The 25,289-nt window shown below is 72.1% G+C and carries 22 protein-coding genes; 20 read left to right on the top strand and 2 right to left on the bottom strand.

The window, feature by feature from the left end; all coding sequences use genetic code 11:
• Positions 1 to 60 precede the first annotated feature (60 nt).
• Positions 61 to 1,518, top strand: a complete 1,458-nt coding sequence (rpsA, locus tag C1N71_RS07440) for a 30S ribosomal protein S1 (protein ID WP_137755811.1) — start codon at positions 61 to 63, stop codon at positions 1,516 to 1,518.
• A 72-nt stretch (positions 1,519 to 1,590) separates the two neighbouring features.
• Here rpsA and C1N71_RS07435 read toward each other — a convergent pair whose 3' ends face one another.
• Positions 1,591 to 2,211, bottom strand: a complete 621-nt coding sequence (locus C1N71_RS07435) for a DUF4126 domain-containing protein (RefSeq protein WP_137755810.1) — start codon at positions 2,209 to 2,211, stop codon at positions 1,591 to 1,593.
• A gap of 83 nt (positions 2,212 to 2,294) precedes the next feature.
• Between C1N71_RS07435 and coaE the strand changes: the two genes are divergently transcribed.
• Genes coaE through uvrB form a run of 3 tightly spaced genes read left to right on the top strand, consistent with a single transcriptional unit; the run spans position 2,295 to position 6,425 of the window.
• The gene (coaE, locus tag C1N71_RS07430; RefSeq protein ID WP_137755809.1) at positions 2,295 to 2,897 is read left to right on the top strand and encodes a dephospho-CoA kinase; all 603 of its coding nucleotides are present in this window, start codon (positions 2,295 to 2,297) and stop codon (positions 2,895 to 2,897) included.
• Positions 2,891 to 4,363 carry a serine hydrolase domain-containing protein gene (locus C1N71_RS07425; RefSeq protein WP_137755808.1) on the top strand — a complete coding sequence of 491 codons (1,473 nt, stop codon included), beginning with the start codon at positions 2,891 to 2,893 and terminating at the stop codon, positions 4,361 to 4,363. The genes coaE and C1N71_RS07425 overlap by 7 nt, the downstream gene beginning before the upstream one ends.
• A gap of 10 nt (positions 4,364 to 4,373) precedes the next feature.
• A complete protein-coding gene (uvrB, locus tag C1N71_RS07420) occupies positions 4,374 to 6,425 on the top strand; it encodes an excinuclease ABC subunit UvrB (protein WP_137755807.1) in 2,052 nt (683 codons plus the stop codon).
• Positions 6,426 to 6,441: 16 nt separating this feature from the next.
• Here uvrB and C1N71_RS07415 read toward each other — a convergent pair whose 3' ends face one another.
• Complete coding sequence (locus C1N71_RS07415; RefSeq protein WP_137755806.1) at positions 6,442 to 7,077, bottom strand: GntR family transcriptional regulator; 636 nt, start codon at positions 7,075 to 7,077, stop codon at positions 6,442 to 6,444.
• A 172-nt stretch (positions 7,078 to 7,249) separates the two neighbouring features.
• Here C1N71_RS07415 and C1N71_RS07410 point away from each other — a divergent pair, with 172 nt between their 5' ends.
• The 16 genes from C1N71_RS07410 to C1N71_RS07335 all read left to right on the top strand — a co-directional run bounded on the left by C1N71_RS07410 (position 7,250) and on the right by C1N71_RS07335 (position 25,266).
• Positions 7,250 to 8,524, top strand: coding sequence for an NRAMP family divalent metal transporter (locus C1N71_RS07410; RefSeq protein ID WP_137755805.1), 1,275 nt, complete (start codon positions 7,250 to 7,252; stop codon positions 8,522 to 8,524).
• Between the two features lie 13 nt (positions 8,525 to 8,537).
• The gene (locus C1N71_RS07405; RefSeq protein WP_137755804.1) at positions 8,538 to 9,308 is read left to right on the top strand and encodes a LamB/YcsF family protein; all 771 of its coding nucleotides are present in this window, start codon (positions 8,538 to 8,540) and stop codon (positions 9,306 to 9,308) included.
• Positions 9,305 to 10,099 (top strand): putative hydro-lyase, encoded by a 795-nt coding sequence (locus C1N71_RS07400; RefSeq protein WP_175414145.1) that lies wholly within the window; start codon positions 9,305 to 9,307, stop codon positions 10,097 to 10,099. The genes C1N71_RS07405 and C1N71_RS07400 overlap by 4 nt, the downstream gene beginning before the upstream one ends.
• Positions 10,096 to 11,655 carry a carboxyltransferase domain-containing protein gene (locus tag C1N71_RS07395; protein ID WP_137755803.1) on the top strand — a complete coding sequence of 520 codons (1,560 nt, stop codon included), beginning with the start codon at positions 10,096 to 10,098 and terminating at the stop codon, positions 11,653 to 11,655. The genes C1N71_RS07400 and C1N71_RS07395 overlap by 4 nt, the downstream gene beginning before the upstream one ends.
• Positions 11,652 to 13,376: an acetyl/propionyl/methylcrotonyl-CoA carboxylase subunit alpha gene (locus C1N71_RS07390; RefSeq protein WP_254678138.1), complete on the top strand. Its 1,725-nt coding sequence runs from the start codon at positions 11,652 to 11,654 to the stop codon at positions 13,374 to 13,376. The genes C1N71_RS07395 and C1N71_RS07390 overlap by 4 nt, the downstream gene beginning before the upstream one ends.
• 100 nt (positions 13,377 to 13,476) lie before the next feature.
• The gene (locus C1N71_RS07385; protein WP_137755802.1) at positions 13,477 to 14,055 is read left to right on the top strand and encodes a Dps family protein; all 579 of its coding nucleotides are present in this window, start codon (positions 13,477 to 13,479) and stop codon (positions 14,053 to 14,055) included.
• A 136-nt stretch (positions 14,056 to 14,191) separates the two neighbouring features.
• Positions 14,192 to 17,050 (top strand): excinuclease ABC subunit UvrA, encoded by a 2,859-nt coding sequence (gene uvrA, locus C1N71_RS07380; protein WP_137757255.1) that lies wholly within the window; start codon positions 14,192 to 14,194, stop codon positions 17,048 to 17,050.
• A 20-nt stretch (positions 17,051 to 17,070) separates the two neighbouring features.
• The gene (gene uvrC, locus C1N71_RS07375) at positions 17,071 to 18,963 is read left to right on the top strand and encodes an excinuclease ABC subunit UvrC (protein ID WP_137755801.1); all 1,893 of its coding nucleotides are present in this window, start codon (positions 17,071 to 17,073) and stop codon (positions 18,961 to 18,963) included.
• A 29-nt stretch (positions 18,964 to 18,992) separates the two neighbouring features.
• A complete protein-coding gene (rapZ, locus tag C1N71_RS07370) occupies positions 18,993 to 19,820 on the top strand; it encodes an RNase adapter RapZ (protein WP_137757254.1) in 828 nt (275 codons plus the stop codon).
• 1 nt (position 19,821) lies between these two features.
• Entirely contained in the window at positions 19,822 to 20,787 is a 966-nt protein-coding gene (gene whiA, locus C1N71_RS07365) for a DNA-binding protein WhiA (RefSeq protein ID WP_137755800.1), read from the top strand.
• Between the two features lie 96 nt (positions 20,788 to 20,883).
• Positions 20,884 to 21,507, top strand: coding sequence for a superoxide dismutase (locus C1N71_RS07360; RefSeq protein ID WP_137755799.1), 624 nt, complete (start codon positions 20,884 to 20,886; stop codon positions 21,505 to 21,507).
• Positions 21,508 to 21,585: 78 nt separating this feature from the next.
• Positions 21,586 to 22,593, top strand: coding sequence for a type I glyceraldehyde-3-phosphate dehydrogenase (gap, locus tag C1N71_RS07355; RefSeq protein ID WP_137755798.1), 1,008 nt, complete (start codon positions 21,586 to 21,588; stop codon positions 22,591 to 22,593).
• Positions 22,593 to 23,804: a phosphoglycerate kinase gene (locus C1N71_RS07350; protein ID WP_137755797.1), complete on the top strand. Its 1,212-nt coding sequence runs from the start codon at positions 22,593 to 22,595 to the stop codon at positions 23,802 to 23,804. Before gap ends, C1N71_RS07350 begins: the two co-directional genes overlap by 1 nt.
• Positions 23,798 to 24,580, top strand: a complete 783-nt coding sequence (tpiA, locus tag C1N71_RS07345) for a triose-phosphate isomerase (RefSeq protein WP_137755796.1) — start codon at positions 23,798 to 23,800, stop codon at positions 24,578 to 24,580. Before C1N71_RS07350 ends, tpiA begins: the two co-directional genes overlap by 7 nt.
• 78 nt (positions 24,581 to 24,658) lie before the next feature.
• The gene (gene secG / locus C1N71_RS07340; protein ID WP_137755795.1) at positions 24,659 to 24,910 is read left to right on the top strand and encodes a preprotein translocase subunit SecG; all 252 of its coding nucleotides are present in this window, start codon (positions 24,659 to 24,661) and stop codon (positions 24,908 to 24,910) included.
• Positions 24,910 to 25,266 (top strand): RNA polymerase-binding protein RbpA, encoded by a 357-nt coding sequence (locus tag C1N71_RS07335; protein ID WP_137755794.1) that lies wholly within the window; start codon positions 24,910 to 24,912, stop codon positions 25,264 to 25,266. Before secG ends, C1N71_RS07335 begins: the two co-directional genes overlap by 1 nt.
• The last annotated feature ends 23 nt before the right edge of the window (positions 25,267 to 25,289 follow it).

Below are 25,289 nucleotides of genomic sequence, written 5' to 3'. Positions count from 1 at the left end.
CATCCATCCTGGATCATCCACGGGCCCGACTCTGTCCGAACCGAAGGCAACCAACACCACATGACCACTGCAACGACCAAGGCTCCGAAGCAGGTCGCCGTGAACGACATCGGCAGCGCCGACGACTTCATGGCCGCCGTCGAGAAGACCCTGAAGTTCTTCAACGACGGCGACCTGATCGAGGGCACCGTCGTCAAGATCGACCGCGACGAGGTCCTTCTCGACGTGGGCTACAAGACCGAGGGCGTCATCCCCTCGCGCGAGCTCTCCATCAAGCACGACGTCGACCCCACCGAGGTCGTCGAGGTCGGCGACGCCGTCGAGGCGCTCGTCCTCCAGAAGGAGGACAAGGAGGGTCGCCTGATCCTCTCCAAGAAGCGCGCCCAGTACGAGCGCGCATGGGGCGACGTCGAGAAGATCAAGGAGACCGACGGCGTCGTGACCGGCTCGGTCATCGAGGTCGTCAAGGGCGGCCTCATCGTCGACATCGGCCTGCGCGGCTTCCTGCCCGCGTCGCTCATCGAGCTCCGTCGCGTCCGCGACCTCACGCCGTACCTCGGCCAGGAGATCGAGGCGAAGATCCTCGAGCTCGACAAGAACCGCAACAACGTGGTGCTCTCGCGTCGTGCGCTGCTCGAGGAGACGCAGTCCGCCTCGCGCACGCAGTTCCTCGACGGCCTCCAGAAGGGCCAGATCCGCAAGGGCGTCGTCTCGTCGATCGTCAACTTCGGCGCGTTCGTCGACCTCGGCGGCGTCGACGGCCTCGTGCACGTCTCGGAGCTCTCGTGGAAGCACATCGAGCACGCCTCCGAGGTCGTCGAGGTCGGCCAGGAGGTCACGGTCGAGGTCCTCACCGTCGAGCGCGATCGCGAGCGCGTCTCGCTGTCGCTCAAGGCGACGCAGGAGGACCCGTGGCAGGTCTTCGCCCGCACGCACGCCATCGGGCAGGTCGCGCCGGGCAAGGTCACGAAGCTCGTCACGTTCGGTGCGTTCGTGCGCGTCGCGGACGGCATCGAGGGCCTCGTGCACATCTCGGAGCTCTCCGACAAGCACGTCGAGACCGCCGACCAGGTCGTGTCGGTCAACGACGAGGTCTTCGTCAAGATCATCGACATCGACCTCGAGCGTCGCCGCATCTCGCTGTCGCTCAAGCAGGCGAACTTCGACGTCGACCCCGACGCCACCGAGTTCGACCCCGCGCTGTACGGCATGCTCGCCGAGTACGACGAGCAGGGCAACTACAAGTTCCCCGAGGGCTTCGACCCGGAGACGAACGAGTGGCGCGAGGGCTTCGACGCCCAGCGCGAGGCGTGGGAGGCCGAGTACGCGGCCGCCCAGGCGCGCTGGGAGGCGCACAAGGAGCAGGTGCGGGCGTCCCGCGAGGCCGAGGCGGCCGACGTCGCCGCCGGCGTCTCGACGGGCTCGTCGTACTCCTCCGAGTCGAACGGCGGCGGCACGCTCGCCGACGACGAGGCGCTCGCCGCGCTGCGCGAGAAGCTCACCGGCCGCGCCGACTGACGCGACCGGGCAGCACGCACGAGGGCCGCATCCCGCTCGGGATGCGGCCCTCGTCGCATGCGGGCGAGGCGGCTACGCCGTGCTGGGCGCTCCGGGCTCGTGCGCGGGCGCGCCCGTGCCGCGTCGCCCGCGCCGCACCACCGCGACGGCGATCGCGACGAGGGCGACGAGGGCGACGATCACGAGGACGGGCAGCACGATCGCGAGCACCGTCATGCCGACGGCGCCGACGTCCTCGAACGTCGAGATGACGGGTGCGGCGGTGCCGCCCGTCACGACGTTGGCGACGGGTCGCACCGCCATCTTCGTGCCGTGCACCGCGAGGGCGATGACGACGCCGATGACGACCGGGACCCACTGGTTCGACTCGAAGAACGCGGCGGGATCGGTGACGGCGACCGTCGACGCCGTCGAGGACGAGCCGAAGACGAGCCCGCCGGAGGCCGGGCGCACGACCGTCTGCAGGACGTCGTTGACGGTGTCGACCGCCGGGATCTTGTCGGCGACGACCTCCACGACGAGCAGCACGGCGACGATGCCGAGCACCCACTCGTTCGACAGCCACTGCCAGCCCTCGGGCAGCGCGAGGATCTCCGGCAGGAAGCGGTTGGCGACGCCGACCGCCAGCAGCGGGACGTAGGCGTTCATGCCGGCGGCGGCCGCGAGGCCCGATCCGGTGAGCAGCTCGAGCATCCCTGGCCTCCCGACCTCTCGTGATCGTCCGTCCAGGGGGATGCTAGCGGCGGCGGGTGCGCGCGACCTGGGATGATGGGCGGATGCGACTCATCGGCCTCACCGGCGGCATCGCCGCCGGCAAGTCCACCGTCGCCGCTCGGCTCGCCGAGCACGGCGCCATCGTCATCGACGCCGACCGGGTCGCGCGCGAGGTCGTCGAGCCCGGAGCGCCGGCGCTCGCGCGCATCGCGGAGCGCTTCGGCGACGACGTGCTCGCCGACGGCGCGCTCGACCGCGCGGCGCTCGGCGCGATCGTGTTCGCCGACGCCGACGCGCGCCGCGACCTCGAGCGCATCACGCATCCGGCCATCCAGGCGCTGGTCGCCGAGCGCATCGCCGTGCACGCCGACGATCCGGACGCCGTCGTCGTCTACGACGTGCCGCTGCTCGTGGAGGCGCGCGTGCCCTACGACTTCGACGCGATCGTCGTCGCGCACGCGCCGGCCGAGCAGCGCGTCGCGCGGCTCGTCGAGCTGCGCGGCGTGGGCCGCGAGGACGCCGAGCGACGCGTGCGGTCGCAGGCGAGCGACGACGAGCGGCTCGCGGTCGCGACGGTCGTCGTCGACACGTCGGGCACGATGGAGGAGACGATCGCGCAGGTCGACGCCCTGTGGCGCGCGATCGAGGAGGGGACGGCATGGTGAGGGACTCGGACGCGACGATGGCGGCACGTGCGGCGCTCGACTACCTCGTCAGCTGGATCGAGTACCGCGTGTGGCGCACGCGCACGCCCGGCGCGCAGGTGGCGATCTGGTTCGGCGGCGCCCTGCGGATGTCGAAGGCGTTCGGCGTCGCCGACGTGACCACGGGGGAGCGGCTCACGGCGACGCACCAGTTCCGCGTCGCGAGCCACTCGAAGATGCTCGCCGCCACCGTCGTGCTGCAGCTCGTCGAGCAGGGCAGGCTGCGCCTCGACGACGCCGCGAGCGTCCACGTGCCGCAGCTGCTCGGGACGGGCGCCGAGCACGTGACGATCCGCGAGCTGCTCAGCCACGGCGCGGGCATCACGCGCGACTCCGCCGACTCGACGTTCTGGTCGCTGCAGCGACCGTTCCCGGACGCGCTCGAGCTCGACGCCATCCTCGCCGAGCCGCTGGACGTCGTGCCGAGCGCGACGCGCTTCAAGTACTCGAACGTCGGCTACGGCGTGCTCGGGCTCGTCGTGGAGGCCGTGACGGGCTCGCGCTACGAGGACGCCGTGCGCGAGCGCATCGTGCGACCGCTCGGGCTCACGCGCACGGTCCCCGACGTGGACGCCCGCAAGAGCGCGAAGCACGTCGCGTCGCACTCGGGGCTGCTCACGTCGATGACGCGCGGGGTGCTCGAGAGCCCGACGTCGGGCTCGCTCGCGGCGGCGACGGGCGTGACGTCGACCGCGGCCGAGCTCGCCCGGTTCGCCGCCGCCCACTTCCTCGGCTCGGGGGAGCTGCTCGAGGACCGCACGAAGCGGTGGATGGCGCAGCAGCACTGGTCGACGATCGATCGCGACGGCGTGCCCGCCGGGTACGGCCTCGGGCTGCAGCGCCGCGAGATCGCGGGGCGCACGTGGCTCGGCCACGGTGGCGCGTGGCCCGGCCAGCTGACGCGCACGCTCTTCGAGCCGCGGCTCGGCATGGCCGTGAGCGTCCTGACGAACGCGATCGACGGCCCGGCGGCCGAGATCGCCGAGGGCATCGTCGAGATCCTCATGGCCACGCAGCGGCGCGACGTCGACGACCTCGCGATGGCCTCCGGCCACGACGTGCCCGAGCACGGCTCGGCGTCGATGGAGCCCGTCCGCGGCGCCCGACGCGTCGACCTCATGCGCTTCACGGGCCGGTTCCAGAGCCCGTGGAGCCTCCTCGACGTCGTGCGCCTCGGCGACGCGCTCTACGCGATCCCGCCGAGCGCCACGCATCCGATGGCGCAGGCGCAGCGCCTCACGGTGCTCGACGAGACCACGCTGCGCGTCGACGACGACGGCGGCTTCGGCGCGGTGGGCGAGCCGATCCGCTACGAGTTCGACGCCCGCGGATCCGTCCGTCGCATCACGGGCGGCTGGCGGATGGAGCCCGCCCGATCGCTCGAGGCGTACCGCCAGGATGCGGCCGGCGTCGGAGGTCGCTCCTAGGCTCGAGGGCATGGAACCCACGCGCGCGGTGCGGCCCTTCAAGGTCGAGTCCGACTACGAGCCCTCCGGCGACCAGCCGAAGGCGATCGCCGAGCTCGCGGCCGCCGTGAACCGCGGCGAGACCGACATCGTGCTGCTCGGCGCGACCGGCACCGGCAAGTCGGCGACGACCGCGTGGCTCGTCGAGGCCGTGCAGCGTCCGACGCTCGTGCTCGCGCACAACAAGACCCTCGCGGCGCAGCTGGCCAACGAGTTCCGCGAGCTGCTGCCGAACAACGCCGTCGAGTACTTCGTCTCGTACTACGACTACTACCAGCCCGAGGCCTACGTGCCGCAGACGGACACCTTCATCGAGAAGGACTCGTCGCTGAACGCCGAGGTCGAGCGGCTGCGGCACTCGGCGACGAACGCGCTGCTCTCGCGCCGCGACGTCGTCGTGGTCTCGACGGTCTCCTGCATCTACGGCCTCGGCTCGCCCGCCGAGTACCTCGAGGCGATGATCGCGCTGCAGGTCGGCATGCGCATCGACCGGCAGGACCTGCTGCGTCGCTTCGTGAGCATGCAGTACCAGCGCAACGACGTCGCCTTCCAGCGCGGCACGTTCCGCGTGCGCGGCGACACCATCGAGATCATCCCGATGTACGAGGAGCATGCCATCCGCATCGAGCTCTTCGGCGACGAGATCGAGTCGCTCTCCACGCTGCACCCCCTCACAGGCGAGGTGCTGCAGCGGCTCGACGCCGTCTCCGTCTTCCCCGGCAGCCACTACGTGTCGGGCACCGAGCGCATGCATCGCGCCATGGAGCGGATCCGTGCCGAGCTCGACGAGCGGCTCGCGCAGCTCGAGCGGGAGGGCAAGCTGCTCGAGGCGCAGCGTCTGCGCATGCGCACGACGTTCGACCTCGAGATGATGGAGCAGATCGGCTTCTGCTCCGGCATCGAGAACTACTCCCGCCACATCGACGGCCGCGAGGCGGGCGAGGCGCCCGACTGCCTGCTCGACTACTTCCCCGAGGACTTCCTCGTCGTCATCGACGAGAGCCACGTCACCGTGCCGCAGATCGGCGCGATGTACGAGGGCGACGCGAGCCGCAAGCGCACGCTCGTCGAGCACGGGTTCCGTCTGCCCTCGGCCCTCGACAACCGGCCGCTGAAGTTCGACGAGTTCCTCGACCGCGTCGGCCAGGTCGTGTACCTCTCGGCGACGCCCGCGAGCTACGAGCGCGACCGCGCCGACACGATCGTCGAGCAGATCATCCGACCGACGGGCCTCGTCGACCCGAGGCTCGTCGTCAAGCCCGTCGAGGGGCAGATCGACGACCTGCTCGAGGAGATCCGCGTGCGCGCCGAGCGCGACGAGCGCGTGCTCGTCACGACCCTCACGAAGCGCATGGCGGAGGAGCTCACCGACTACCTCACCGACGCGGGCATGCGGGTGCGCTATCTGCACTCGGACGTCGACACGCTGCGCCGCGTCGAGCTGCTGACGCAGCTGCGCGCGGGCGTCTTCGACGTGCTCGTCGGCATCAACCTGCTGCGCGAGGGCCTCGACCTGCCCGAGGTCTCGCTCGTCGCGATCCTCGACGCCGACAAGGAGGGCTTCCTGCGCTCGTCGACGTCGCTCATCCAGACGATCGGCCGTGCGGCGCGCAACGTGTCGGGCGAGGTGCACATGTACGCCTCGACCATCACCGACTCCATGCGCAACGCGATGGAGGAGACCGAGCGCCGGCGCGAGATCCAGCAGGCGTACAACGCCGAGCACGGCATCGACCCGCAGCCGCTGCGCAAGCGGATCGGCGACATCACGGCGATGCTCGCGCGCGAGGAGGCCGACACGGCCGAGCTGCTCTCGGGCGCCCGGCGCGGTGCGCCGACGCCGCGGCTCGCGAACGACCGGTCGAGCCTCGACGGCCCGGCGCAGCTCGAGCAGATCATCGCCGACCTCACGGCGCAGATGGCCGAGGCGGCGGCGGAGCTGAAGTTCGAGCTCGCCGCACGCATCCGCGACGAGCTGCACGACCTCAAGCGCGACCTGCGCCAGCTGCGCGAGGCGAGCTGAGCCTCGGAGCCGCGCGTCAGGCGCGACCGAGGCGCGCGTAGGCGCCGAGCACGAGCCGCTCCGACTCGGTGAGGTACGCCTCGAGCTCGTCGGCGGCGGCCTCGGCGCCGCGTTCGACGAGCGCCTCGAGCACCCGGCGGTTCCGATCGACGAACGGCCGGTGGAGCGACTCGAAGTCCGCGATGGCGAGGAAGGCGAGCCGCAGCTCGGCGAGCAGCTGCTCGTGGATGCGCTCGAGCCTGGGGCTGTCGGACAGCGCCACGAGCGCGCGATGGAAGCCGGTGTTCGCGCTCGCCACGCTCGACCAGTCGCCTGCCGCGACCGCGGACTCGGCGCGCTCGAGCTCGGCCCGCATCGTGGCGACCGCAGGGTGCAACGGCGACGCGTCGCGCACGATGCCGCACTCGATGCGGCGCCGCGCCCGGTAGATGTCGACGACGTCGGCGGTCGCGGGGGAGGAGACCGACACGCCACGATTCGGCACGTGCTCGACGAGTCCGGTCTGCGCGAGGACGCGGAACGCCTCGCGCAGCGTGTTGCGCGACACGTCGAGGCGAGCCGCGAGCGCCGCCTCCGACAGGCGCTCGCCGGGCGCGAACTCGCCCGCGATGATGCGCTCGCGCAGCGCGTCGGCGAGGCTCGGGTCGCTCATGCTCCCGATGCTACGTCGGATGCATCAGGATCGTCGGCGCATCCGCAACAGGATTGAAACACCCTCGCCACGCATTGTTGAACAATCATTGCCATGCTGTCCCACGAACCGTAGGCTCTGTCTCGCGCCGCACCCGTGACGCCAGAGCCCACCGATGACGATGGGAATCGTGATGACCGACGCGCAGCACACCGCCGAGCAGACCCCCGCCGACCGCGCCAAGGAGTTCGCCAGGCGACGACGAGGGCCCATCCTCGGCGCGATCTTCCTCATGGCGACGTCGGCGATCGGGCCGGGCTTCATCACCCAGACGGCGACGTTCACCGCGACGCTCGGCGCGGCCTTCGCCTTCGCGATCCTCGTGTCGATCCTCATCGACCTCGCGGTGCAGATGAACATCTGGCGCATGATCACCGTGTCCGGCAAGCGCGCGGGCGATCTCGCGAACAGCGCCGTGCCGTTCTCCGGCCACGTGCTCGCCGTGCTCATCGTCATCGGCGGCCTCGCGTTCAACATCGGCAACATCGCCGGTGGCGGCCTCGGGCTCAACGCCCTGCTCGGCCTCGACGCCAAGATCGGCGGTCTCGTCACGGGCGTCCTCGCGATCTGCATCTTCCTGTTCAAGCGCGCCGGCCGCGTCGTCGACGTCGTGGTGATGGTGCTCGGCCTCGGCATGATCGTCATGACCGTCGTCGTCGCCATCGCGTCGGCGCCGCCGATCGGCGACGCGTTCCGGCAGACGTTCGTGCCGGACGAGCTGAACTTCGCGACGATCACGACGATCGTCGGCGGCACCGTCGGCGGCTACATCACGTACGCCGGCGCCCACCGGTACCTCGAGTCCGGGCTCACGGGCCCCGAGCACGTCAAGGACGTCCACCGTGCGTCGTTCCAGGGCATCCTCGTCACGGGCGTCATGCGGTACGTGCTCTTCCTCGCGATCCTCGGCGTCGTGGCGTCCGGCGTCGTCCTCGACGTGTCGGGCCAGGGCGCGAACCCGGCCGGAGCCGCCTTCGCCGCCGTCCTCGGCGACGCCGGCTTCCGCATCTTCGGCTTCATCTTCTGGGCCGCCGCGATCACGTCCGTCATCGGCGCCGCCTACACGTCGGCGACGTTCCTCTCGGCCTTCTCGAGGACGCTGCAGGGCGGCTGGCCGCTGCAGCTCACGACGGTCGCCTTCATCGTCGTCTCGCTCGTCGTCTACCTGCTCGTCGGCACGGCGCCGGCGGCGCTGCTCGTCTTCGTCGGCGGGTTCAACGGCCTCATCCTGCCCATCGGCCTCACGATCTTCATGTACATCGGCTGGTTCCGGCAGCGCGACGTGCTCGGCGGCTACCGCTACCCGCGCTGGCTGCTCGTGGTCGGCACGCTCGCGACGGCCCTCACCTGGTACATGGGCGCCGTCTCGATCGGCCCGATCTTCGCGTTCCTCGGCATCGGCGCATAGGAAGGACCCCACCGTGCCCACGATCGACCTGAACTCCGACCTCGGCGAGAACGTCCCCGACCGCATCGTCGGCGACGACGCGGCCATGCTGCGCGTCGTGACGAGCGCCAACGTCGCCTGCGGCTTCCACGCCGGCAGCCCCGAGGGCATCCGGCAGACGCTCGTGGAGGCGGCGGCCCGGGGCGTCGCGATCGGCGCGCATCCCGGCTACCGCGACTACGAGGGCTTCGGTCGACGCGCGATGGACGTCGACGACGCGCCGCTGCAGGCGCAGGTCGAGTACCAGCTCGGCGCGCTGGGCGCCCTCGCGTCGTCGGCGGGCGGCCGCATGGTCTACGTCAAGCCGCACGGGGCGCTCTACAACACGATCGCGCACGACGAGCGGCAGGCTCGCGTCGTCGTCGCGGCGGTCCGCGCCGTCGATCCCTCGCTCGTGCTCCTCGGCCTCGCGGGCGGCGTCGTGCTCGACGTCGCCGAGGCGGCAGGTCTCGAGACGGCGGCGGAGGCCTTCGCCGATCGCGCATACGCGCCCGACGGCCGGCTCGTGTCGCGCACCGTGGAGGGCTCGGTCCTCCACGACGCGGACGCGGTCGCGGCGCGGATGGTGCGGCTCGCCGAGGAGGGCGTCGTCGAGGCGATCGACGGGTCGCAGGTGGCGGTGCGCGCCGAGTCGATCTGCGTGCACGGCGACAGCCCCGGCGCGATCGCGATGGCCGAGGCGACGCGGGCGGCGCTCGAGGCGGCCGGCGTGACGATCGCGCCCTTCGCGGGGGGCCGCTCGTGACGATCGTCGCGACCGCGGCGCAGCTGCGCGAGGCGCGCGAGGCGCGCGCCGCCTACCGCGACGGGCTCGTCGCGACGACGAGCGGCGTCGCGCACGGGCTCGTGCAGGCCAACCTCATCGCCGTGCCCGAGGACTGGGCGTTCGAGACGCTGCTCTTCGCCCAGCGCAACCCCAAGCCGTGCCCCGTGCTCGAGGTCGTCGAGGCGGGCGTCGTCGAGCCGCGGCTCGCGCCGGGCGCCGACCTGCGCACCGACATCCCCTCGTACCGCGTCTGGCGCGACGGCGAGCTCGCCGAGGAGGTGACGGATGCGACCGCGGCGTGGGCCGAGCAGCCGCTCGTCGCCTTCCTCATCGGCTGCTCGTTCACCTTCGAGGCGGGCCTCGCCGACGCGGGCATCCCCATCCGCCATCAGGAGCTCGGTCGCACGGTGCCGATGTACCGCACCGGCCGCGCGTGCACGCCGGCCGGTCGGCTCTCCGGCGAGCTCGTCGTCTCGATGCGCCCCATCCCGGCCGACCGCGTCGCCGACGCCGTCACCATCTCCGGTCGCTACCCGGCAGTGCACGGCGCGCCCGTGCACGTCGGCGATCCCGCCGCGCTCGGCGTCGACCTCGACCACCCGGACTTCGGCGACGCCCCCGAGGTGCGCGACGGCGAGGTGCCGGTGTTCTGGGCATGCGGCGTGACGCCGCAGGCGGCGATCATGGCCTCGCGTCCGCCGTTCGCGATCACGCACGCACCCGGTCGCATGCTCGTGCTCGACGTCCCTGACGCGGCCTACGCGGCATGACCCGCATCCGCACCGCCGCCGACACGGCGCTGCTCGTCGAGGCTGCGGACCTCGACGAGTCGATGCGCCTGCTGCCGCGCCTGCACGAGGCGGCGCTGCTCGGCGTCACGGAGCTCGTGCCCGCCGCCCGCACGATCCTCGTGCGCTTCGACCCGCGCGCCATCGCCGCCGGCGACCTGGCCGCCGCGCTCCTCGCCGTCGAGCCCTCCGATCGGCGCACGACGAGCGACGCGGTCGTGACGATCCCGGTGCGCTACGACGGCCAGGACCTCGAGGAGGTCGCGGCGCTGCTGTCGACGTCGCCCGAGGGCGTGGTCGCGCGCCATCGGGCGGCGGCGTGGTCGGTCGCCTTCACGGGCTACGCGCCCGGATTCGGGTACCTCGTGAGCGACGACCCCGGCCTGCAGGTTCCGCGCCGCTCGAGCCCGCGCACGCGCATCCCCGCGGGCTCCGTCGGCCTCGCCGGCGCGTTCTCGGGCGTGTACCCGCGCGAGAGCCCCGGCGGCTGGCAGCTGATCGGGCGCACGGATGCGCGGATGTGGGACCTCGACCGCGAGCCGCCCGCGCTGCTGCAGCCGGGGGCCGCGGTGCGGTTCGAGCGCGTGGAGCGCGAGCTCGTGGCCCTCGCGCCGCCCGAGCCGCCCGCCGTCGTCGCGACGCACGCGCTCGAGGTCGTGCGACCGGGCCTGCAGCTCCTCGTGCAGGACCTCGGCCGGCCGTCGATGGCTGCGATGGGCGTGAGCCAGTCGGGCGTCGCGGATCGCGGCGCCATGCGCGCCGTCAACCGCGCCGTCGGCAACGATGCGCACGCCGCGGTGCTCGAGCTCGCGGGCGGCGGCGCCGTGCTGCGCGCGCGGGGACCCGCCGTCGTCGCCCTCGCCGGAGGGCTCGCCGACGCGACCGTCGAGGGCGCCGCGGGGTCGGCCGCCGTCGTGCACGGCGCGCCCCTCGCCCTCGACGACGGCGACGAGCTGCGCATCGGCGGCGTGCGCGCGGGCCTGCGCGTCATCGTCGGCATCCGGGGCGGGATCGCCGCGGAGCCCGTGCTCGGCAGCGTGGCGACCGACACGCTGGCGGGCCTCGGCCCGGCCCCGCTGACGGCGGGGAGCGTCGTGCCGCTGCACGGACCGGCGGCGGCGCCGTCCGCCGTCGCGCCGGAGGCCGCGCCGGCCCCCGCGCTGCCCGCGCCCGGTGACGAGCTGCTGCTGCGCATCGTGCTGGGTCCCCGCGACGACTGGTTCGCACCCGCGGCGATCGCGCGGCTCACGAGCGAGTCGTGGGAGGTCACGCCGCGCTCCGACCGCGTCGGCGTGCGGCTCGCAGGCGCTCCGCTCGAGCGCGTCGTGGAGGGCGAGCTGCCCAGCGAGGGCGCCGTCACGGGCGCGATCCAGGTGCCGCCCGACGGCCAGCCCGTGCTCTTCCTCGCCGACCATCCGCTCACGGGCGGCTACCCGATCGTCGGCGCCGTCGTCGACGCCGACCTCGACCTCGCCGGCCAGCTGCCGCCGGGCGCACGCGTGCGCCTGCGCATCCATGACGAGAAGGACGACGCATGACCATCCAGACCGTGCTCATCGCCAATCGCGGCGAGATCGCCGTGCGCATCGCGCGCGCCTGCGCCGAGGCGGGCATCCGCTCCGTCGCGGTGTACGCCGACCAGGACGTCGACGCGATGCACGTGCGCGTCGCCGACGCCGCGATCGCGCTGCACGGCGCGACCGCGGCCGACACCTACCTCGACATCCCGTCGATCCTCGCCGCGGCACGCGAGGCGGGCGCCGACGCCGTGCACCCCGGCTACGGCTTCCTCTCGGAGCGCGCCGAGCTCGCGCGCGCCGTCGAGGAGGCCGGCATGACGTGGATCGGGCCGAGCCCCGAGAGCATCGAGGCGCTCGGCGACAAGGTCTCGGCGCGCCGCATCGCGATCGAGGTCGGCGCACCGCTCGCCGCGGGCACCGACAGCCCGCTCGCCGACGCGGACGAGGCCGTGGCCTTCGCCCGCGAGCACGGCCTGCCGGTCGTCGTGAAGGCCGCGTTCGGCGGCGGCGGGCGCGGCATGCGGATCGCGCGGACGCTCGAGGAGGTGCCGGAGGCCTTCGCCGCGGCGTCCCGCGAGGCCGCGGCAGCGTTCGGCCGGGGCGAGTGCTTCGTCGAGCGCTACCTCGAGCACCCCAGGCACGTCGAGGCGCAGGTGCTCGGCGACGGGCGCGGCACCGTCGTGGTCGTCGGCGACCGCGACTGCTCGCTGCAGCGCCGCAGCCAGAAGGTCATCGAGGAGGCGCCCGCGCCCGGCCTCACGCCTGCGCAGCGCGAGCGCATCCACGTCGCGGCACGCGACATCTGCGCGGCCGTCGACTACCGCGGCGCGGGCACCGTGGAGTTCCTGCTCGCGCGCGACGGCACGATCGCGTTCCTCGAGGTGAACACGCGACTGCAGGTCGAGCATCCGATCACCGAGGTCGTCACGGGCGTCGACCTCGTGCGCGAGCAGCTGCGCATCGCCGACGGGCTCGGCATGTCGTTCGACGCCACGCCCGCGCCGGTCGGCCACGCGATCGAGCTGCGCGTCAACGCGGAGGACCCGGGGCGCGGGTTCCTGCCGAGCCCGGGCACGATCGACGTGCTGCGCGTTCCCGGCGGTCCCGGCGTGCGCTGGGATGCGGGCGTCGAGGCCGGCGACCGCGTCGAGCCCGCGTTCGACTCGCTCGTCGCGAAGCTCGTCGTGCATGCGAGCGACCGCGACGCGGCGCTGACGCGCCTGCGTCGCGCGATCGGCGAGCTCGAGGTCGGCGGCGTCGCGACCGTCGCGCCGTTCGCGCTCGCCGTGCTCGACGAGCCCGCGTTCGCGACCGAGTCGTTCGCGGTGTCGACGCAGTGGATCGAGGCGGAGCTCATGCCGCGTCTCGAGCCGCAGCTGCGTCCGGCGACTCCCGACGCCTCCGTGCTGCGCCGCGTCGCGATCGAGGTCGACGGGCGCCGCGTCGTGCTCGGCCTGCCCGACGGGCTGCTGGCCGCGGCTGCCGGTGCGGGCGACCGGGCGGGCACGACCGGCGCGCCGACCGGCGACGCGGCGGCGCTCGACGCGCCCGTGCCCGGCACCCTCGTGCGCTGGCTCGTCGACGACGGCGCCGAGGTGGCGCAGGGCGACGCGGTCGCGGTCGTCGACGCGATGAAGATGGAGACGACGGTGGTCGCGCATCGCGCGGGCGTCCTCACCCGCGGGGTCGACGAGGGCGCCGCCGTCGCGGTCGGCGACGCGCTGGGCAGCATCGGCTGAAGCCCTGCCCAGGACGCTCGCGACCGCTCGCGTCAAGGCCGAGCGGACGCGTCGCCGCGCTGGCACGGTGGGGGAGGACCGATGAGAAGGAGCCTTCCCCATGACGAACGTCACCAGCTCGAAGCTCGACGAGGCCGCGTACACCGTCCCCGGCCTCTCGATCGACGAGGGCCACGAGGCGGCGCGCATCCTGCAGGACCGCCTGCACGCGCTCAACGACCTCCAGCTCACGCTCAAGCACGCGCACTGGAACGTCGTCGGCCCGCAGTTCATCGCCGTGCACGAGATGCTCGACCCGCAGATCGAGCTCGTGCGCGGCTGGGTCGACGACCTCGCCGAGCGCATCGCGACCCTCGGGCTCTCGCCCAACGGGCTGCCCGGCGCCCTCGTCGCCGACCGCTCGTGGGACGACTACTCGGTGCACCGCGCGCCCACCCAGGCGCACATCGCGGCGCTCAACCTCGTCTACGACGGCGTCATCGCCGACTACCGCACGGCGCAGGCGCGCCTGGGCGAGATCGACGCGATGAGCGAGGACATCGCCGTGGAGCAGATCCGCGGCCTCGAGCAGTTCCAGTGGTTCCTGCGCGCGCACCTCGAGGACGCATCCGGCACGATCGCGGGCGAGTCCGCCTCGAGCGAGCTCGCCGCGGCCGAGGCCGCGCAGGCGCAGTCCTGAGCGCCAGGGCGTCGCGTCGCGACGGGGCCGGCCGAGCGCCGGCCCCGTCGCTGCGCCCGGGGCGAACCGGGGCGTGCGTGTCGGAGGTCGGACGTAGGCTCGTCAGGTGACCGTCGACATCGCCTCCCACCGCGCCGTGACGTCCTCGCTCGACCCCGACACGCCGCAGCTCAGCGTCAAGGGCGCGCGCGTCCACAACCTCAAGGACGTCGACCTCGCCATCCCGCGCGACGCCCTCGTCGTCTTCACCGGCCTGTCCGGATCCGGCAAGTCCTCGCTCGCGTTCGACACGATCTTCGCCGAGGGCCAGCGCCGCTACGTCGAGTCGCTCTCGGCCTACGCGCGCCAGTTCCTCGGCCAGGTCGACCGCCCCGACGTCGACTTCATCGAGGGCCTGAGCCCCGCCGTGTCGATCGACCAGAAGTCGACGAACCGCAACCCGCGCTCGACCGTCGGCACCATCACCGAGGTCTACGACTACATGCGCCTGCTGTGGGCGCGCATCGGCATCCCGCACTGCGCGGTCTGCGGCGAGCGCATCCAGCGCCAGACGGTGCAGCAGATCGCCGACGAGCTCATGGAGCTGCCCGAGCGCACGCGCTACCAGCTGCTCGCGCCCGTCGTGCAGCAGAAGAAGGGCGAGTTCGCCGACCTCATCCGCAACCTCGTCGCGACCGGCTACTCGCGCGCCGTCATCGACGGCGAGGTCGTGCAGCTCGCCGAGGCGCCCGCCCTGAAGAAGCAGGTGAAGCACGACATCGCCGTCGTCGTCGACCGCCTCGTCGCCGGCCCCGACATCCTCACCCGCCTGACCGACTCGCTCGAGACCGCGCTGCGCCTCGCCGACGGCCTCGTCACGATCGACTTCGTCGACGACGAGACGCCCGCGGGCACCCGCACGTTCAGCGAGCGGCTGTCGTGCCCGAACCGGCACCCGGTGACGCTCACCGAGATCGAGCCGCGCACGTTCTCGTTCAACGCGCCCTTCGGCTCGTGCAAGACGTGCGACGGCCTCGGCACGAGGATGGCCGTCGACGAGGACCTCGTGCTCGGCGATCCGGCGCTGTCGATCGCGGAGGGCGTGCTGCTGCCGTGGACGCAGACGGGCAAGGGGCTCTACACGTACTTCGAGCGGCTCATGAAGGGCCTCGCGAAGGAGCTCGACTTCTCGCTCGACACGCCCTGGGCCGAGCTGCCGGACGACGTGCGCGAGGTCGTGCTGCGCGGCTCCGAGGGCAACGTGACGGTCAAGTGGCGCAACCGGTACGGCCGCACGCTCTCGTACAACTCGGGCTACGAGGGCCTCATGCCCTACGTGCACCGCAAGTTCATGGAGGCGGACAGCGACTGGTCGCGCTCGAAGCACGCGGAGTACCTGCGCGAGATCCCGTGCCCCGACTGCGGCGGCGCGCGGCTCATGCCCGAGGTGCTCGCCGTGCTCGTCCACGGTCACTCCATCTCGTCGGTGACCGAGATGAGCCTCGCCGACGCCGCCGCGTTCATGGACACGCTCGACCTCACCGAGCGCGAGGCGAAGATCGCAGCCGCCGTGCTGCGCGAGATCCGCGCGCGCCTGTCGTTCCTCATCCAGGTCGGGCTGCAGTACCTCTCGCTCTCCCGTGCCGCAGGCACGCTCTCGGGCGGCGAGGCGCAGCGCATCCGCCTCGCGACGCAGATCGGCTCGGGCCTCACGGGCGTGCTCTACGTGCTCGACGAGCCCTCGATCGGCCTCCACCAGCGCGACAACCGGCGCCTCATCGAGTCGCTCGTCAACCTGCGCGACCTCGGCAACACGCTCATCGTCGTCGAGCACGACGAGGACACCATCCGCACGGCCGACTGGATCGTCGACGTCGGGCCGCGCGCCGGCGAGCACGGCGGCGAGATCGTGCACTCGGGCACGTACGACGAGCTGCTCGCGAATGCGGCGTCGATCACCGGCGACTTCCTCGCCGGTCGCGAGGCCATCGCGGTGCCGGCCGCGCGGCGTCCCGTCGACCCCGAGCGCATGCTCCGCATCGAGGGCGCGCGCGCGAACAACCTGCAGGGCATCGACGTCGACGTGCCGCTGGGCGTCTTCGTGGCCGTCACGGGCGTGTCGGGCTCCGGCAAGTCCTCGCTGATCAACGACATCCTCTACAAGGTGCTCGCCAACGGGCTCAACGGCGCCAAGCAGGTGCCCGCGAGGCACCGCCGGGTCACGGGCCTCGAGCACCTCGACAAGGTGGTGCACGTCGACCAGGCGCCCATCGGCCGCACGCCGCGGTCGAACCCGGCGACCTACACGGGCGTCTTCGACAAGATCCGCGTGCTCTTCTCCGAGACGACCGAGGCGAAGACCCGCGGCTACCTGCCCGGACGCTTCTCGTTCAACGTCAAGGGCGGCCGCTGCGAGCACTGCCAGGGCGACGGCACCATCAAGATCGAGATGAACTTCCTGCCCGACGTCTACGTCGCGTGCGAGGTCTGCGAGGGCGCTCGGTACAACCGCGACACCCTCTCGGTGCACTACAAGGGCAAGTCGATCGCCGAGGTGCTCGACATGCCCATCGAGGAGGCGGCCGAGTTCTTCGAGGCCATCTCGTCGATCCACCGCTACCTGAAGACGCTCGTCGACGTGGGTCTCGGCTACGTGCGCCTGGGGCAGTCGGCGACGACCCTGTCGGGCGGCGAGGCGCAGCGCGTGAAGCTCGCGACCGAGCTGCAGAAGCGATCGAACGGTCGCTCGATCTACGTCCTCGACGAGCCGACGACGGGCCTCCACTTCGAGGACGTCCGCAAGCTGCTCGCCGTGCTCGACAGCCTCGTCGAGAAGGGCAACACCGTGCTGACCATCGAGCACTCGCTCGACGTCATCAAGTCGGCCGACTGGATCATCGACCTCGGACCCGAGGGAGGCTCGGGCGGCGGCACCCTCGTGGGCCAGGGCACCCCGGAGCACCTCGCGACGATCGAGGCGAGCCACACCGGCAGGTTCCTCGCCGAGATCCTCTAGGCACGAGGAGCATCCCCTCGATGGCAGACACCGTCCCGTACAAGCCGCGGCCGGGCGAGATCCCGACCCGGCCCGGCGTGTACCGGTTCCGCGACGAGCACGAGCGCGTGCTCTACGTCGGCAAGGCGAAGAACCTCCGGCAGCGGCTGTCGAACTACTTCCAGCCGCTGCGATCGCTCCACGAGCGCACGCGACGCATGGTGCTGTCGGCATCGCGCGTCGAGTGGACGATCGTGGGCTCCGAGCTCGAGGCGCTCGAGCTCGAGTACACGTGGATCAAGGAGTTCGAGCCGCCGTTCAACGTCCAGTTCCGCGACGACAAGTCGTACCCGTACCTCGCGGTGACGTTCGGCGACGAGGTGCCGCGGGCGATGGTGACGCGCAACCACGACATCCGCGGCGCGCGCTACTTCGGGCCCTACGCGAAGACGTGGGCGATCCGCGAGACGCTCGACGTGCTGCTGAAGGCGTTCCCGATGCGCACGTGCTCGCAGGCGACCTATCGCAAGGCGGAGCGCTCGAACCGCCCGTGCCTGCTCGGCGACATCGGCAAGTGCTCGGCACCGTGCGTCGGCCGCGTCACGAAGGCCGAGCATCGCGCGATCGCAGAGGACCTCGCCGAGTTCATGGGCGGCCGCGACGAGCGCGTCGTCGAGGAGGTGCGCGAGGCGATGCAGCGCGCGAGCGCGCGCGAGGAGTTCGAGCGCGCCGCGACGCTGCGCGACCAGATGCTCGCGCTCGAGAACGTGCTGTCGAAGACGTCGGTCGTGCTCTCCGACGGCATCGACGCCGACGTCTTCGGCACGGTGCAGGACGAGCTGTCGGCGGCCGTGCACCTCTTCTCGGTCCGCGGCGGCCGCATCCGCGGCACGCGGTCATGGGTCGTCGACACCGAGCTCGACATGACGCCCGCGGAGCTGTCGAGCCAGATGCTCCGCGTCGCCTACCAGTCCGACGACCCGCCGCCGCGCGACGTGCTCGTGCCGACGCTGCCCGAGAGCGCCGAGGAGGTCGAGGTCTGGCTCGGCGAGCGCCGCGAGGCGCACGGGCTGCGCGGCGCCGTACGGCTGCGGGTGCCGCAGCGCGGCGATCGCAAGACGCTCGCCGACTCGGCGACGGCGAACGCCTCCCACGCGCTGCAGGTGGCGAAGACGCGCCGCACGAGCGACTACGGCTCGCGCTCGGCGGCCCTCGCCGACCTGCAGGAGGCGATCGGCATGGACGAGGCGCCGCTGCGCATCGAGTGCTTCGACGTCTCGCACCTCGGCGGCACGGGCATCGTCGCCTCCATGGTCGTCTTCGAGGACGGGCTGCCGCGCAAGGACCAGTACCGCAAGTTCAAGGTCGCGCAGGCCGCCGACGACACCGACGCCATGCACCAGGTGCTCTCGCGGCGCCTGCGCTACCTCGTCGAGGGCGACCCGGAGGCGTCCGAGGGTCGATCGCGCTTCGCGTACCCGCCGCAGCTGCTGCTCGTCGACGGCGGCCAGCCGCAGGTCGCCGCCGCCGCGCGCGCCGTGCGCGAGGCGGGCGCGTCGATCGCGATCGCCGGCATCGCCAAGCGGCTCGAGGAGCTGTGGCTGCCCGGCGACGACCATCCCGTGATCCTGCCGCGCACGAGCGAGGCGCTCTACCTCGTGCAGCGGCTGCGCGACGAGGCGCACCGCTTCGCCATCACGTTCCAGCGCCAGCAGCGCTCGAGCGCGATCCAGAGCGAGCTCTCGGCGATCCCCGGGCTGGGGGAGGAGCGCGTGCGCCGGCTGCTCAAGCACTTCGGCTCCGCGAAGCGCGTGCGCGCCGCGTCGCCGGAGGAGATCGCCGAGGTCAAGGGCATCGGGCCGACGCTCGCCGAGCATGTCTTCGCCTCGCTGAGAACCGATACGGTGGAGGGCGAAGGACGAGGGGGATCGTGACTGCGCGCGAGGTGCTCATCATCACCGGGATGTCCGGTGCTGGTCGGTCGACCGTCGCGAACGCGCTCGAGGATCTCGGCTACTACGTGGTCGACAACCTGCCGCCCGTCATGCTCCGGCAGCTCGTCGACGTCGCGCCCGCCGCGTCCGAGCAGCTGCAGCGCCTCGCGATCGTCGTGGACGTCCGCGGCGGCGTGCTCTTCGACGACGCCATGCGGCTCATCGAGACCCTGCGCACCGAGATGCCGATCACGGTCGTCTACCTCGAGGCCTCGGATGCCACGCTCGTGCGCCGCTTCGAGCAGGTCCGGCGCCCGCATCCGCTGCAGGGCGACGGCACGATCCTCGACGGCATCCGCACGGAGCGCGCGCGCCTGTCCGGCATCCGCGACCTCGCCGACGTGCTGCTCGACACGAGCGACATCAACGTCCACGAGCTCACGACGCGCGTGCGCGACCGGTTCTCCCGCGGGCCGGAGGATCAGGTGCGCCTGACGGTGCTCTCCTTCGGCTTCAAGTACGGCACGCCGCCGGACGCCGACCTCATCGCCGACATGCGCTTCCTGCCGAACCCGTTCTGGCAGCCGGAGCTGAAGTCGCACACGGGCCTCGACGAGGCGGTCCGTGACTACGTGCTCGCGCAGGAGGGGGCGGCGGAGTTCGCCGACGCCTACCTCCAGGCGCTCCGGCCGGTCCTCGCCGGCTACGCCCGCGAGAACAAGCGATACGCCGTGCTCGGCGTCGGATGCACGGGCGGCAAGCACCGCTCCGTCGCGATGTCCGAGCACCTCGCCGCCCGCCTCGCCGAGTCCGGCGTCGCGGTGACGGTGCGACACCGAGACCTGGGAAGGGAGTGACGTGACCCTGACGCACGACGTCAAGGAGGAGCTCGCGCGCGTGCGCGTGCAGCGACCGCAGGCGCGAGCAGCGGAGGTCGCCTCCCTGCTGCGCTTCTCGGGCGGGCTCCACGTCATCTCCGGCCGCGTCGCGGTCGAGAGCGAGGTCGAGTCCGCCGCCATCGCGCGTCGCCTCGGCCGCGACCTCCTCGACCTGTACGGCGTGCGCGCCGAGATCGCGGTGATCTCGGGCGGATCGCGGCAGCGGGCCTACCTCGTGCGCGTCGTCGCGCAGGGCGAGACGCTCGCCCGCCAGACCGGCCTCCTCGACGCGCGTCGCCGCCCGGTGCGAGGGCTGCCGAACCGGCTGACGACGGGATCGCTCGAGGATCTCGCCGCCATCTGGCGCGGCGCCTTCCTCGCCCACGGCTCGCTCACCGACCCTGGTCGGTCCGCCGCGCTCGAGATCGCCTGCCCCGGCAACGAGGCGGCGATGGCGATCGTCGGCGCGGCGCAGCGCCTCGGCGTGCCGGCGAAGTCCCGCGAGGTGCGCGGCGTGCACCGCGTCGTCGTGCGCGACACGGAGCCGATCTCGCGACTCCTCACCGCCATGGGTGCGACGGAGACCGTCGAGTCCTGGATGCAGCTGCGGCAGCAGCGCGAGGTGCGCGCGAACGCCAACCGGCTCGTCAACTTCGACGACGCGAACCTGCGCCGCAGCGCGCAGGCGGCGGTCGCCGCGTGCGCCCGCGTCGAGCGCGCGCTCGAGATCCTCGGGCCCGAGGTGCCCGAGCACCTGGCGTACGCGGGGCGGCTGCGGCTCGACCATCGCGACGCGTCGCTCGACGACCTCGGTCGGCGCGCGGATCCGCCGATGACGAAGGACGCCGTCGCCGGCCGCATCCGACGGCTGCTCGCGCTCGCCGACAAGACGGCCGAGGATCGCGGCATCCCGGACACCGAGTCCGCCGTGCCCGAGCTCGACTGAGCCGGGATCCAGCCCCCGTCGCGGGAACATCCGCGCGGATAGGATCGCTGTACGAGACGTACGCGACTCACCGTTCGACGATCGAAGGAGACACGCATGACCGTCTACACCCTGCCCGAGCTGCCCTACGACTACGCGGCGCTCGAGCCCCACATCAGCGCCAAGATCATGGAGCTGCACCACGACAAGCACCACAAGACGTACGTCGACGGTGCGAACGCCGCGCTCGAGCAGCTCGCCGCCGCGCGCGACGCCGGCGAGTTCGGCTCGATCACGAAGCTCGAGAAGGACCTCGCATTCCACCTCGGTGGGCACACGAACCACACGATCTTCTGGAACAACCTCTCCGGCGACGGCGGTGGCGAGCCCGAGGGCGAGCTGGCGGCGGCCATCGCCGAGTTCTTCGGCGACTACGCGAAGTTCCAGGCGCACTTCTCGGCGAACGCCACGGCCATCCAGGGCTCCGGCTGGTCCGTCCTCGCGTGGGACTCGATCGCCGAGCGCCTCAACGTGTTCCAGCTGTTCGACCAGCAGGGCAACGTGCCCGTCGGCACGCAGCCGATCCTCATGCTCGACATGTGGGAGCACGCGTTCTACCTCGACTACCTCAACGTCAAGGCGGACTACGTGAAGGCGTTCTGGAACATCGTGAACTGGCAGGACGCGCAGGCCCGCTTCGAGGCGGCGCGCACGAAGACCCAGGGCCTCATCACCCTCTGAACCACCCCGCGGGAGGCCCGAGTACGAGAGAGCGACGGGCCTCCCGCATCACCCCCACCCCACCTCCAGGGAGCAGGAATGACCACCAAGGTTGGCATCAACGGCTTCGGCCGGATCGGTCGCAACTTCCTCCGTGCGGCGCTCGAGCAGGGCGCCGACATCGAGATCGTCGGCGTGAACGACCTCACCGACAACGCGACGCTCGCGCATCTCGTCAAGTACGACTCGGTCGGCGGCGTCCTCGACGTGCCCGTCTCGAGCGACGGCTCGACGATCACGGTCGGCGACCAGACGTTCCGCGCCCTCGCGGAGCGCGACCCGAAGGCGCTGCCGTGGGGCGACCTGGGCGCCGACGTCGTCATCGAGTCGACCGGCATCTTCACGAAGGTCGCCGCCGCCTCGCAGCACCTCGAGGCCGGTGCCAAGAAGGTCATCATCTCCGCGCCCGCGTCGGATCCCGCTCCCACGTTCGTCATGGGCATCAACGAGGGCGACTACGACCCCGAGAGCGACCACGTCATCTCGAACGCGTCGTGCACCACCAACTGCCTCGCCCCGCTCGCGGGCGTCTTCCACGAGGCGTTCGGCATCGAGCGCGGCTTCATGATGACGGCCCACGCCTACACCGCCGACCAGAACCTGCAGGACGGCCCGCACAAGGACCTGCGCCGTGCGCGCGGCGCGGCGATCAACATCGTGCCGACGTCGACGGGTGCCGCGAAGGCGATCGGCCTCGTCCTGCCGCAGCTGAACGGCCTGCTCGACGGCTCGTCGTACCGCGTGCCCGTGCCCACGGGCTCGATCGTCGACCTCACGCTCGTGACGCGCGACGGCCTCACGGTCGACGAGATCAACGAGGCGTACCGCGCGGCGGCCGAGTCCGGACCGCTCTCGTCGGTGCTGCAGTACTCGGACGAGCCGCTCGTGTCGAGCGACATCCAGGGCAACCCGCACTCGGCGATCTTCGACTCGGGCCTCACCTCCGTCATCGGCAACCTCGTCAAGGTCTCGGCCTGGTACGACAACGAGTGGGGCTACTCGAACCGCCTCGTCGACCTGACGAGCTACGTGGGCTCGAAGCTCTGATGCCGGTCCGGACGCTCGAGTCCCTCGGGGACCTCGCAGGGCGCACCGTGCTGGTGCGCTGCGACCTGAACGTGCCGCTGAAGGACGGCGTCATCGGCGACGAGGGACGCATCGCGGCCTCGGTGCCGACGCTGCGCCGCCTCCTCGACGCCGGTGCGCGGGTCGTCGCGATGTCCCACCTCGGGCGTCCGGACGGCGCACCCGACCCGGCGTCGTCGCTCGAGCCGGTGGCCGCGCGGCTCGGCGAGCTGCTCGGCACCGACGTCGCGTTCGCGAGCGACACCGTCGGCGACGACGCGGCCGCGAAGCGCGCGGCGCTCGGCGACGGCGAGATCGTGCTGCTCGAGAACCTGCGGTTCGACGCGCGCGAGACGAGCAAGGACGAGGCGGAGCGCCTCGCGTTCGCGCAGGCGCTCGCGCAGGGCGCCGACGCGTTCGTCTCCGACGGCTTCGGCGTCGTGCACCGCAAGCAGGCGAGCGTGTACGAGGTCGCGAGCCTCGTGCCGAGCGCCGCGGGCCTGCTCGTCGCGGCGGAGCTCGACGTGCTGTCGCGCCTCACCGACGAGCCGGAGCATCCCTACACCGTCGTCCTCGGCGGCTCGAAGGTCTCCGACAAGCTCGGCGTCATCGAGCACCTGCTGCCGCGCGTCGACCAGCTGCTCATCGGCGGCGGCATGCTCTTCACCTTCCTCGCCGCGCAGGGCCACGGCGTCGCCAAGAGCCTGCTCGAGTCGGACCAGCTCGAGACGGTGCGGGGCTATCTGCACCAGGCCGAGGCGTCCGGCGTCGAGATCGTGCTGCCGACGGACGTCGTGGTCGCGGAGGCGTTCGATGCCGACGCCGCGCACGAGACCGTCGCAGCCGACGCGATCGAGTCGAGCGCGTTCGGCGACGCCGGCATCGGCCTCGACATCGGTCCCGACACCGCGCACGACTTCGCGCGCCGCATCGCGGCGTCGCGCACCGTCTTCTGGAACGGGCCCATGGGCGTGTTCGAGATGGCGGCGTTCGCGAGCGGCACCAAGGCCGTCGCGCAGGCGCTCACCGAGGTCGACGGCCTCGGCGTCGTCGGCGGCGGCGACTCGGCCGCGGCCGTGCGGCAGCTCGGCTTCGCCGACGCCGACTTCGACCACATCTCGACCGGTGGCGGCGCGAGCCTCGAGTTCCTCGAGGGCAAGCGCCTGCCAGGACTGGAGGCACTCGGATGGTGACGCGCACCCCGCTCATCGCAGGCAACTGGAAGATGAACCTCGACCACCTCGACGCGATCCGGGTGGTGCAGAAGCTCGCCTGGACCCTGCAGGACGCGAAGCACGACGTCGAGGACGCCGAGGTCGCGGTCTTCCCGCCCTTCACGGACCTGCGCAGCGTGCAGTCGCTCGTCGCGGCCGAGCGCTTCGACATCGCCTACGGCGGCCAGGACGTCTCGGAGCACGACTCCGGCGCCTACACGGGGGAGATCAGCCCCGTCTTCCTCGCACGCCTCGACTGCCGCTACGTCATCGTCGGCCATTCCGAGCGGCGCCAGCTGCACGGCGAGACCGACGAGATCATCGGCCGGAAGGCTGCGGCTGCGCTGCGCCACGGCGTCACGCCGGTGATCTGCGTCGGCGAGACGGCCGAGGACCTCGAGGAGCACGGCGCGTCCGCAGTGCCCGTGCAGCAGATCCGCGCGATCCTCGCGGACCTGCCCGCGGGCGACGTCGTCGTCGCCTACGAGCCGGTCTGGGCCATCGGCTCGGGCCAGGCGGCCACGGCCGAGCAGGCGCAGGAGGTGTGCGCGGCGATCCGCGCAGCGATCGCCGACGTGCGCGGCGACGAGGCGGCCGCGGCGACCCGCATCCTCTACGGCGGATCCGTGAAGTCGGCGAACATCGCCGGCTTCATGCGGCAGCCCGACGTCGACGGCGCGCTCGTCGGCGGCGCGAGCCTCGACCCGGTCGAGTTCGCCGCCATCAGCCGCTTCACCCATCACGTCGGCACGTGACGACCGCCGTGGCGCTGGGGCGTGCCCTGGCGCTGCGGTAGACTGATCGATCGACCAGACTTCCCACGAGAGGTGAACGTGGAGATCCTCCAGATCATCATGCAGGTGATCCTCGGCATCACGTCGGTGCTGCTGACGCTGCTGATCCTGCTGCACAAGGGCCGCGGCGGTGGCCTGTCCGACATGTTCGGCGGCGGCATCTCGTCGTCGATGGGCTCGTCGGGCGTCGCCGAGCGGAACCTGAACATCCTGACCGTCGTCTTCGTGCTCACGTGGATCTCGTCGATCACGGTGCTCGGCGTCATCACCCGCTTCGACGGAGCCGCCTGATGGCCTCCGGCGGCAGCGCCATCCGCGGCTCGCGCGTCGGCGCGGGCCCCATGGGCGAGCAGGATCGCGGCTTCCACGCCGAGCGCGTCGCGGTCTCCTACTGGGACGCCCTCGGCAACGAGACGGTGCGCTACTTCGCGGCAGACCTGCCGGAGGAGGAGATCCCCGAGGTCATCGACTCGCCGTCGACGGGTCTGCCCGCCGGCCGCGACAAGGACAACCCGCCGCAGGTCGCGAAGGCCGAGCCGTACAAGACGCACCTCGCGTACGTGAAGGAGCGCCGCACGCCCGAGGAGGCGGAGCAGCTGCTCGAGGAGGCGCTGCAGAAGCTGCGCGCCCGTCGCGGCCAGGCCTGAGCCCGCACGCCCCACGAACGGAC

The organism is Agrococcus sp. SGAir0287 (assembly GCF_005484985.1).
In the GTDB taxonomy this organism is placed as follows: Bacteria; Actinomycetota; Actinomycetes; order Actinomycetales; family Microbacteriaceae; genus Agrococcus.
Note: the sequence above shows the minus strand (reverse complement) of the source record. Positions and strands in the feature narration are given on the sequence as shown.

Excerpts from the sequence above, each read along its gene's own strand:
- rapZ (WP_137757254.1), top strand. The coding sequence starts at position 18,993 with ATGTCCGGTGCTGGTCGGTCGACCGTCGCGAACGCGCTCGAGGATCTC.
- C1N71_RS07350 (WP_137755797.1), top strand. The coding sequence starts at position 22,593 with ATGCCGGTCCGGACGCTCGAGTCCCTCGGGGACCTCGCAGGGCGCACC.
- C1N71_RS07425 (WP_137755808.1), top strand. The coding sequence starts at position 2,891 with ATGGTGAGGGACTCGGACGCGACGATGGCGGCACGTGCGGCGCTCGAC.
- tpiA (WP_137755796.1), top strand. The coding sequence starts at position 23,798 with ATGGTGACGCGCACCCCGCTCATCGCAGGCAACTGGAAGATGAACCTC.
- rpsA (WP_137755811.1), top strand. The coding sequence starts at position 61 with ATGACCACTGCAACGACCAAGGCTCCGAAGCAGGTCGCCGTGAACGAC.
- C1N71_RS07410 (WP_137755805.1), top strand. The coding sequence starts at position 7,250 with ATGACCGACGCGCAGCACACCGCCGAGCAGACCCCCGCCGACCGCGCC.
- gap (WP_137755798.1), top strand. The coding sequence starts at position 21,586 with ATGACCACCAAGGTTGGCATCAACGGCTTCGGCCGGATCGGTCGCAAC.
- C1N71_RS07435 (WP_137755810.1), bottom strand. The coding sequence starts at position 2,211 with ATGCTCGAGCTGCTCACCGGATCGGGCCTCGCGGCCGCCGCCGGCATG.
- uvrB (WP_137755807.1), top strand. The coding sequence starts at position 4,374 with ATGGAACCCACGCGCGCGGTGCGGCCCTTCAAGGTCGAGTCCGACTAC.
- coaE (WP_137755809.1), top strand. The coding sequence starts at position 2,295 with ATGCGACTCATCGGCCTCACCGGCGGCATCGCCGCCGGCAAGTCCACC.
- C1N71_RS07360 (WP_137755799.1), top strand. The coding sequence starts at position 20,884 with ATGACCGTCTACACCCTGCCCGAGCTGCCCTACGACTACGCGGCGCTC.
- C1N71_RS07390 (WP_254678138.1), top strand. The coding sequence starts at position 11,652 with ATGACCATCCAGACCGTGCTCATCGCCAATCGCGGCGAGATCGCCGTG.
- C1N71_RS07395 (WP_137755803.1), top strand. The coding sequence starts at position 10,096 with ATGACCCGCATCCGCACCGCCGCCGACACGGCGCTGCTCGTCGAGGCT.
- uvrC (WP_137755801.1), top strand. The coding sequence starts at position 17,071 with ATGGCAGACACCGTCCCGTACAAGCCGCGGCCGGGCGAGATCCCGACC.
- C1N71_RS07335 (WP_137755794.1), top strand. The coding sequence starts at position 24,910 with ATGGCCTCCGGCGGCAGCGCCATCCGCGGCTCGCGCGTCGGCGCGGGC.
- C1N71_RS07385 (WP_137755802.1), top strand. The coding sequence starts at position 13,477 with ATGACGAACGTCACCAGCTCGAAGCTCGACGAGGCCGCGTACACCGTC.
- C1N71_RS07415 (WP_137755806.1), bottom strand. The coding sequence starts at position 7,077 with ATGAGCGACCCGAGCCTCGCCGACGCGCTGCGCGAGCGCATCATCGCG.